General features: G+C 69.2%; 7 protein-coding genes. 6 read left to right on the forward strand and 1 reads right to left on the reverse strand.

All coding sequences use genetic code 11. From position 1 onward, the window contains the following. Nucleotides 1–149: 149 nt before the first annotated feature. Together VED21_RS12935 and hutU are read left to right on the forward strand one after the other, a co-directional pair. Nucleotides 150–1,535: a hypothetical protein gene (locus VED21_RS12935; protein WP_324882779.1), complete on the forward strand. Its 1,386-nt coding sequence runs from the start codon at nucleotides 150–152 to the stop codon at nucleotides 1,533–1,535. An 83-nt stretch (nucleotides 1,536–1,618) separates the two neighbouring features. Further along, nucleotides 1,619–3,295, forward strand: a complete 1,677-nt coding sequence (gene hutU / locus VED21_RS12940) for a urocanate hydratase (RefSeq protein ID WP_324882780.1) — start codon at nucleotides 1,619–1,621, stop codon at nucleotides 3,293–3,295. On the opposite strand, the gene VED21_RS12945 is transcribed toward hutU, so the two are convergent. Beyond that, the gene (locus VED21_RS12945) at nucleotides 3,273–4,235 is read right to left on the reverse strand and encodes a DMT family transporter (protein WP_324882781.1); all 963 of its coding nucleotides are present in this window, start codon (nucleotides 4,233–4,235) and stop codon (nucleotides 3,273–3,275) included. The two genes, hutU and VED21_RS12945, sit on opposite strands and share 23 nt — an antisense overlap. 388 nt (nucleotides 4,236–4,623) lie before the next feature. Between VED21_RS12945 and VED21_RS12950 the strand changes: the two genes are divergently transcribed. The 4 genes from VED21_RS12950 to VED21_RS12965 form a co-directional block, all read left to right on the forward strand. Further along, nucleotides 4,624–6,225, forward strand: coding sequence for an ABC transporter substrate-binding protein (locus VED21_RS12950; RefSeq protein WP_324882782.1), 1,602 nt, complete (start codon nucleotides 4,624–4,626; stop codon nucleotides 6,223–6,225). Between the two features lie 202 nt (nucleotides 6,226–6,427). After that, nucleotides 6,428–7,438, forward strand: coding sequence for an ABC transporter permease subunit (locus tag VED21_RS12955; protein ID WP_324882783.1), 1,011 nt, complete (start codon nucleotides 6,428–6,430; stop codon nucleotides 7,436–7,438). 169 nt (nucleotides 7,439–7,607) lie between these two features. Then, nucleotides 7,608–8,522 (forward strand): ABC transporter permease subunit, encoded by a 915-nt coding sequence (locus VED21_RS12960; RefSeq protein ID WP_324882784.1) that lies wholly within the window; start codon nucleotides 7,608–7,610, stop codon nucleotides 8,520–8,522. Between the two features lie 4 nt (nucleotides 8,523–8,526). Continuing rightward, nucleotides 8,527–8,904: ATP-binding cassette domain-containing protein (locus tag VED21_RS12965; protein WP_324882785.1), on the forward strand; the 378-nt coding region annotated here is incomplete at its 3' end.

An 8,904-nucleotide genomic window follows, 5' to 3' on the forward strand; every position in this document is an offset into this window, starting at 1 on the left:
GATGGGCGAAGAGCAAGGACGAGCTGGACCGCGTGGTCGGGCACGCCCGGGCCATCCCCAACGTGCAGCGCGTCGTCACCTACGTCCGCCAGTCCTGAACCTGAACCCTGTTCCTGAACTTACGTCCGCCTGAAGGCACCGAGCCCGCCATGGCCCTCTCACCCACCGCCGTCCGCCGCTGGATCGCCGTCTGCCTCGTGGCGCTTGCCATGCCCGTTGGCGCCGTGGCCATCGGCGCCGGGACGGCCGTGCTTGCCGCCCCGGCGGCGCAGGCGCAGGACACCGGGCCGGCCAACCGCCTGTTCGTGCAGGCGATGCAGATCATCCGGCAGGCCGACAACACCCTCGACACGGCCGAGGAGGCGCGCCTGCTGAAGGAGGCAGACAAGCTGCTGGCCGACATCATCGCCAAGTATCCGGACAGCGCGCTGGCGGTGCAGCTGGTCACCAACCAGTTCGTCGGCGACTTCGACTTCTACGAGTTCCGCTCGCGCATCAAGGGGCTGGTGTGCAACGAGCCGCTGAACTCGCTGTGCTTCCTGCACCGCGTCGGCGAAATGCTGCCGCCGGTCGAGACGCCGATCACCTCGGCGCGCTGGGACTGGCTGTCGCTGGCCGTCGCCTACCAGCATGTCGGCGACCAGGGCCGTGCGCGGGAAATCGTCGCCCCCTTCGTCGCCGCCGTGCGGCGCGGCGCCACCACGGCCACCGACTCCTCCGGCCAGGACCTGTTCGTCGCCCGCGCGCTGGCGCTGATGGGGCAGATGCAGCTGGCCCTGGACGTCACCCGGCAGATCCCCGACTGCTCGACGCGCATCTACAACTTGGCCGACATCGGCAAGGCCGCCGCCTGGAAGGGCGACATGGCGCTGGCCGGCCAACTGGCCGACGAGGCCAAGCAGTACGCCACCGCGCGCAACTGCGCGTGGGAGCTGGGGCTGGTGGCGCAGGCGCTGCTGCGCGCCGGCAAGGAGGCGCAGGCGCGCACGCTGTTCCTCAACACGGTCGAGACCCAGTACTCCAAGTTCCGCCAGAGCAAGTCGGACTGCTGCCCGCCGGAACTGGCGGTCGCCGCCGCCGACCTGGGCGACGCCAATCTGGCGCTGGGCCTGCTGCGCACCGTGCAGGACGAGAACCCGTGGACGATCCCCGCCGTGCTGGGCCGGTTGGCGCGCCGCAACGAGGGCGGGCTGGCGCTGAGCTACGCCGAGCAGGTGCAGGACCCCGACGTGCGTGGCGAATGCTTCGCCGAGCTGATCGAGGCCGCCATTCGCCGCGGCGACGGCGGTGGTGCGAACGAGTTGATGAGGAAGCTGCTGAAGCTGGTCGACGACAACGCCGGCAAGCGGCCGGCCCTGCTGGCACAGAAGGCTAAGGCGGAGCGGCTGCTGATGGGCGACGAGCGCTGGCGGCTGACCTTCCAGCAGGCGATCAACACGGCCGAGCGGTCCAGCAACTTCGTGCGCCGGGACATCGGCGCGCCGCTGCTCGCCGCCCTGGTTCGCATCGAGACCGGCCTGCCGATGCTGGACTGATCCGCCTCTCCCGGCCACACTTGCCGGCCGCCGCCCCTGCACCGACCTGAAGGGTGGCCGACAGGAGACCGGGAGGGACCATCATGACCGACGCCAACAGCCGGATCATCCGGGCGCCGCGCGGGACGACGCTGACCGCGAAGTCCTGGCTGACCGAGGCGCCGCTGCGCATGCTGATGAACAACCTCGACCCCGAGGTGGCGGAGCGGCCGGAGGATCTTGTGGTCTACGGCGGCATCGGCCGCGCCGCGCGCAATTGGGACTGCTTCGACGCCATCGTCAAGGCGCTGACGGAGCTGGAGGACGACCAGACGCTGCTGGTCCAGTCCGGCAAGCCGGTCGGCGTCTTCCGCACCCATGCCGACGCCCCGCGCGTGCTGATCGCCAACTCCAACCTCGTCCCGGCCTGGGCGACGTGGGAGCATTTCCGCGAGTTGGACGCCAAGGGGCTGATGATGTACGGCCAGATGACGGCCGGTTCGTGGATCTACATCGGCTCCCAGGGCATCGTGCAGGGCACCTACGAGACCTTCGTCGAGATGGGGCGCCAGCACTTCGGCGGTGACCTGACGGGCAAGTGGATCCTCACCGGCGGGCTGGGCGGCATGGGCGGGGCGCAGCCGCTGGCCGCCACCATGGCCGGCGCCTCCCTGCTGGGCGTGGAGTGCTCGGCCCAGCGCATCGAGCGGCGGCTGGAGACCCGCTACCTCGACCGCATGGCGCGCACGCTGGACGAGGCGATGGCGCTGATCTGGGAGGCGAAGGAGCGCAGGCAGGCGGTGTCCGTCGGCCTGCTCGGCAACGCCGCCGAGGTGTTTCCGGAACTGGCGCGGCGCGCCCAAGAGGATCCGCGCTGGCGGCCCGATGCCGTCACCGACCAGACCAGCGCGCACGACCCGCTGAACGGCTACCTGCCGGCCGGCTGGACGCTGGAGGAGCACGAGCAGAAGCGCCTGAGCGACCCGGAGGGCGTGGTGCGGGCCGCCAAGCGCTCCATCGCCGTGCACGTGCGGGCCATGCTGGACTTCCACCGCATGGGCGTGCCCACCGTGGACTACGGCAACAACATCCGCCAGATGGCCAAGGACGAGGGGGTGGAGGACGCCTTCGCCTTTCCCGGTTTCGTGCCGGCCTACATCCGCCCGCTGTTCTGCCGCGGCGTCGGGCCGTTCCGCTGGGCCGCGCTGTCCGGCGACCCGGAGGACATCGCCCGCACCGACGCCAAGGTGAAGGAGCTGATCCCCGGCGACCCGCACCTGCACCGCTGGCTGGACATGGCCGGGGAGCGGATCCGCTTCCAGGGCCTGCCGGCGCGCATCTGCTGGGTGGGGCTGGGCGACCGGGCGCGCCTCGGCCTCGCCTTCAACGCCATGGTGGCGTCGGGCGAGCTGAAGGCGCCCATCGTCATCGGCCGCGACCACCTGGACAGCGGCTCCGTCGCCAGCCCGAACCGGGAGACGGAGGCGATGATGGACGGCTCCGACGCGGTGTCCGACTGGCCGCTGCTGAACGCGCTGCTGAACTGCGCGTCGGGGGCGACCTGGGTGTCGCTGCACCACGGCGGCGGCGTGGGCATGGGATACAGCCAGCACGCCGGCATGGTCATCGTCGCCGACGGGACGGAGGCGGCGGCCAGGCGGCTGGAGCGCGTGCTGACCAACGACCCCGCCACCGGCGTCATGCGCCATGCCGACGCCGGGTACGAGATCGCCAAGCAGTGCGCCAGGGAGCAGGGCCTCACGCTTCCGATGCTCGGGTGAGTTCTTCGGGCTCTCGGGCTGGGCGCGGGGCGGGGACCGGCAGGGTGGCCAGCAGGACGCCCGGCAGGATCAGCGCCGCCCCGGCGAGGTGGAAGAGCTGCGGCGCCTCCCCCAGCAGCGCCCAGGCGAGCAGGGAGGCCCACAGCGGCATCACGTACAGCGCCGCCCCGGCGCGGGACGGACCGAGCAGCGCGATGCACTTCTGGTAGGTGGTGAAGGCGAGCACGGAGGCGAACAGGGCCACGCCGCCGATGCGCAGCATCGCCTCGCCGCTAAGGACCACGGCGCGGTCGAGCAGCGTCTCGGCCAAGTAGAAGGGCGCCAGCACGACGACGCCGGCCAGCGCGTTGGCGGCGAACATCGGCACCACCGGCACCGGCGTGCGCGATCCCCGCAGCATGATGGTGTAGACCGCCCAGGCCACGGCGCCGGCCAGCACCAGCAGGTCGCCCTGGTTGAAGGCGAGGCGCAGCAGCGCGTCCACGTCGCCGCGCGCCAGGATCGCCAGCACGCCGGCCAGCGCCAGCAGGATGCCGGCCACCTGCCGCGGCCGCACCGCCTCGCCCAGCGCCACGGCGGCGATCAGCAGGATCATGATCGGGCTGGTGGCGTAGATCAGGCCGGCGTTGGTGGCGCTGGTGCGCTCCAGCCCCATGTAGACGACCGCACCGCAGATCCCCTGTCCCAGCGCCCCCAGGACGAGCAGGCGCCGGCCCGCCGCCTTCAGCGCCCGGCGGTGGTGCCACAGCCCCGGCATGGCGAAGGGCAGGATGATGAGGAAGGCCAGCGCCCAGCGCCAGAAGGCCAGCCCGACCGGCGGCACGATGTGGGCCGCCGCCCGCCCGATGACGACGTTCGACGCCATGAAGGCCGAGGTGACGAAGAACAGGGCGTAGCCGGACAGGTCGGCGGGGGCGGGGGGCTGGCGCGATGGGCTCATGGCGCGGGACGTTACCACGCGGCCAAGGCGAGCGGCGACGCCCGCCCCCGCAGCCGGGGGGTGCGCCCGGCGCAGGGCTCGGGAGGAAATGTTACCCAATGCAACACGGTGCAACGCTTTTGCCGGGGGTGTTGCATTCGGGAGAAACCTCATTTTCGTGAACGGCAGGGGCGCGGAGTGAGGGCGGTATCGTCTTCAGGATGCTCGAATGTAGGAATATTGTCAAACACCGGGCGCGCCGCGCCCGCGGCCGGCCGTGGGATCGGGAACCTTTGCTACCCCAGGCTTCCGAGTTGACACTCCGGACGTGCCGGAGCCTAATTGCCGTTCAATCACAGCACCCGCCGTTCCACGGCGCGGGAAAACCGGATTACTGGGAGACCGTCGAATGAAGCGCATCCTGTTGGGTGCCGGGCTCGGCATGGCTGCGGCGCTGGCTCTGGCCGCGCCGGCGCAGGCCGCGAAGACCCTCGTCTTCTGCTCGGAGGGCAGCCCCGAGAACTTCAATCCGCAGATCAACACGACGAGCACCAGCTTCGACGTGGCGCTGCCGGTCTACAACAACCTCGTCCAGTTCGAGTATGGCGGCACCAAGGTCATGCCGGGGCTGGCGGAGTCCTGGACGGTGTCCAGCGACGGGCTGGTCTATACCTTCAAGTTGCGCCAGGGCGTGAAGTGGCACAGCAGCAACGATTTCAAGCCGACGCGCGACTTCAACGCCGACGACGTGCTGTTCTCGTTCAACCGCATGTGGAAGGAAGACCACCCTTTCCATAAGGTGTCGGGCGGCGGCTACGATTACTTCAAGGACATGGGCATGCCCGACCTCCTGAAGTCGATCGAGAAGGTGGACGACCACACCGTCGTCTTCACGTTGAACAAGGTCGAGGCGCCGTTCGTCGCCAACCTGGGCATGCCCTTCGCCGCCATCCTGTCGGCGGAATACGGCGACGCGCTTCTGAAGAAGAAGACGCCGGAACGCATCGACCAGGTGCCGGTCGGCACCGGCCCGTTCCAGTTCGTCACCTATCAGAAGGACGCCGTCGTCCGCTACAAGACGAACGAGGCCTATTGGGGCGGCAAGGCGCCGATCGACAACCTGGTCTTCGCCATCACCACCGACCCGGCGGTGCGGCAGGCCAAGCTGAAGGCCGGCGAGTGCCACATCGTGCCGTTCCCGAATCCGGCCGACGTGGAGGCGCTGAAGAAGGACCCGACGCTGACGGTGATGGAGCAGGAGGGGCTGAACATCGGCTACCTCGCCTTCAACGTGACGAAGAAGCCGATGGACGACGCCCGCGTGCGCCGCGCGCTGAACATGGCCGTCGACAAGAAGGCCATCGTCGACGCCGTCTACCAGGGTGCGGGTGTGCCGGCGAAGAACCCGATTCCGCCCACCATGTGGTCGTACAACGACGCCATCGAGGATTACCCCTACGATCCGGAGAAGGCGAAGAAGCTGCTGGCCGAGGCCGGTCACCCGAACGGCTTCGAGACGGACCTGTGGGCGATGCCGGTGCAGCGCTCCTACAATCCGAACGCCAAGCGCATGGCGGAGATGATGCAGGCCGACCTCGCCAAGATCGGCGTCAAGGCGAAGATCGTGCAGTACGAGTGGGGCGAATACCGCAAGCGCCTGCAGGGCGGCGACCATCAGGCCGGCCTGTTCGGCTGGGTCGGCGACAACGGCGACCCGGACAACTTCCTGCACACGCTGCTGGGCTGCGACGCCGCGCGCGCCGGCGGGTCCAACGTCGCCAAGTGGTGCAACAAGGAGTACGACGACCTCGTCGTGCAGGCCAAGCGCACCAACGACATCGGCGCGCGTACCAAGCTGTACGAACAGGCACAGGTGATCTTCAAGGAGGAGGCGCCGTGGCTCACCATCGCCCACTCTGTGGTTCACATGGTGATGTCCAAGAACGTCGTGGGGTACAAGATGGACCCGTTCGGCATCCACCGTTTCTATGGTGTGGATCTGAAGCAGTGACATTCTGACTTATCGACAAAGCCCCTCTTCCTATGGGAGAGGGGCTTTGCTATTCCAGTTTCCGTCGTTCCTTTCCCCTTTGTCGTCATCCCCGCGCAGGCGGGGATCCATGTTCCCGGCGGCCGAACGCAGCGTGCACATGGATCCCGCCTGCGCGGGGATGACGGTTTGGGGGAACTGATGGTGTGGGTTCCCGGCAGACATGCTTCGCTTTATCCTGACGCGGCTGGGTCTGGTCGTTCCGACCTTCCTGGGCGTCACGCTTTTGAGTTTCGTGCTGATCCGCCTCGTCCCCGGCGACCCCATCGAGGTGCGCATGGGCGAGCGCGGCGTCTCGCCCGAGCGGCTGGCCGCGTTGCGCCACGAACTCGGCCTGGACCAGCCGTTGTGGAAGCAGTTCCTCGACTACGTCGGCGGCGTGCTGTCGGGTGATTTCGGGGAATCGCTGGTGACGCGCAACCCGGTGCTCGGGGAATTCCTGGCGCTGTTCCCGGCCACCATCGAACTGGCGGCGTGCGCCATGCTGTTCGCCGTGCTGGTCGGCCTGCCGGCCGGCATCGTCGCGGCGGTGAAGCGCGGCACGTGGTTCGACCACGGCGTCATGGGGGCCAGCCTGACCGGCTATTCCATGCCGATCTTCTGGTGGGGCCTGCTGCTGATCCTGTTCTTCTCGGTCCAGCTGGGCTGGACGCCGGTGTCCGGCCGGCTGGGGCTGATGTTCTACGTGGAGCCGGTGACCGGTTTCATGCTGATCGACACCTGGATGGCCGGGGATTGGGACGCCTTCCGCTCCGCGTTGCACCACCTGATCCTGCCGGCGGTGGTCCTGGGCACCATCCCGCTGGCGGTGGTGGCGCGCATGACCCGCTCGGCCATGCTGGAGGTGCTGGGCGAGGACTACATCCGCACGGCGCGCGCCAAGGGATTGCGCGAGGTGCGGGTGATCGGCCTGCACGCGCTGCGCAACGCGCTGATCCCCGTGGTGACGGTGATCGGCCTGCAGGTCGGCACGCTGCTGGGCGGGGCCATTTTGACCGAGACGATCTTCGCTTGGCCGGGGGTGGGCAAGTGGCTGGTGGAGTCCATCAACCGGCGCGACTACCCGGCGCTGCAAGGCGGCGTGCTGCTGGTGGCGACCACGGTGATGAGCGTCAACCTGCTGGTCGACCTGCTGTACGGCGTCCTCAATCCCCGCATACGGCACGCGCGGTGACGACGATGACGCAGCGACAGCCATGTGTCCCTCTCCTGCCCCGGGAAAGGTTGGCGCCGGAGGCGCTGGGCGAGGGGAAGGGCAAGGATTCTTGGATGTACCCTCACCCTCCCGCCCTGCGGGCGGGTCCCTCCCTCTCCCGGGGCGGGAGAGGGGTTGGAGGTGCGGCATGACCATGGACGTGCAATCCAATGCGGTGGTGGAGCCGGTCGCGACGTCCACCCCGCCGCACCCGCTGGCCGAGTTCTGGCACCATTTCCGGCGCAACACCGGGGCGGTGGCCGGGCTGGTGGTGATCGTGCTGCTGGCCTTCCTGGCCGTGTTCGCCGACGTGCTGGCGCCGCATTCGCCCATCGCGCAGTACCGGGACGCCATCCTGGTACCGCCGGTGTGGCAGGAGGGCGGGTCGTGGACCTATGTCCTGGGCACCGACGACATCGGGCGCGACGTGCTGTCGCGCGTGCTGTACGGGGCGCGGCTGTCGCTGCTGATCGGCCTGATCGTGGTGACGCTGTCGCTGGCCGTGGGGCTGGCGGTGGGCATGACGGCGGGGTTCTTCGGCGGCGTGGTGGACGTTGCCATCATGCGCCTGATGGACATCCTGCTGGCGCTGCCCAGCCTGCTGCTGGCCATCGTCGTGGCCGCCATCCTGGGGCCGGGGCTGTTCAACGCCATGCTGTCGGTGTCGGTCGTCGTGGTGCCGCACTACGCCCGGCTGACGCGCGCCGCGGTTCTGGCGGAGATGTCGAAGGACTACGTCGTCGCCTCCCGCGTCGCGGGGGCCGGGCCGCTGCGGCTGATGCTGGTGGATGTGCTGCCGAACTGCACGGCACCGCTGATCGTGCAGGCGACGCTGGGCTTTTCCACCGCCATCCTGGACGCCGCCGCCCTGGGCTTCCTTGGCCTGGGCGCGCAGCCGCCGACGCCGGAATGGGGGACGATGCTGGCCTCCTCGCTCCAGTTCCTGCAGCGCGCACCCTGGGTGGTGACGTGGCCGGGTGTGGCGATCCTGGTGACCGTGCTGGCCTTCAACCTGTTGGGCGACGGCTTGCGCGACGCCCTCGACCCCAAGCTCAAGCGCTGATCCCATGCCGCTGCTCGACATCAAGAACCTGTCCGTCGAGTTCACGACGCGCGCCGGGACCTTCCGCGCGGTGGACGGCATCGACCTGACCGTGGAGGAAGGGGAGGTGGTGGGCATCGTCGGCGAGTCCGGATCGGGCAAGTCGGTGACCTCGCTGGCCGTCATGGGCCTGATCCCGGAGCCGGGGCGGGTGGTGGCCGACCGGTTGAGCTTCGCCGGGCGCGACCTGCGCACGCTGTCGCGCGGGCAGCGCCGGGCGCTGACCGGCAAGGACGTCGCCATGGTGTTCCAGGAGCCGATGACCAGCCTGAACCCATGCTTCACCGTGGGCTTCCAGCTGATGGAATCGCTGAAGGCGCACGAGGGGCTGTCGGGCCGCGCG

Origin of the sequence: Azospirillum sp., assembly GCF_035627195.1 — a bacterium.
GTDB lineage: Bacteria > Pseudomonadota > Alphaproteobacteria > Azospirillales > Azospirillaceae > Azospirillum.

What these genes read in the sequence shown, in the direction of transcription:
- VED21_RS12935 (WP_324882779.1), top strand. Translation starts at nt 150, where the DNA reads ATGGCCCTCTCACCCACCGCCGTCCGCCGCTGGATCGCCGTCTGCCTC.
- hutU (WP_324882780.1), top strand. Translation starts at nt 1,619, where the DNA reads ATGACCGACGCCAACAGCCGGATCATCCGGGCGCCGCGCGGGACGACG.
- VED21_RS12945 (WP_324882781.1), bottom strand. Translation starts at nt 4,235, where the DNA reads ATGAGCCCATCGCGCCAGCCCCCCGCCCCCGCCGACCTGTCCGGCTAC.
- VED21_RS12950 (WP_324882782.1), top strand. Translation starts at nt 4,624, where the DNA reads ATGAAGCGCATCCTGTTGGGTGCCGGGCTCGGCATGGCTGCGGCGCTG.
- VED21_RS12955 (WP_324882783.1), top strand. Translation starts at nt 6,428, where the DNA reads ATGCTTCGCTTTATCCTGACGCGGCTGGGTCTGGTCGTTCCGACCTTC.
- VED21_RS12960 (WP_324882784.1), top strand. Translation starts at nt 7,608, where the DNA reads ATGACCATGGACGTGCAATCCAATGCGGTGGTGGAGCCGGTCGCGACG.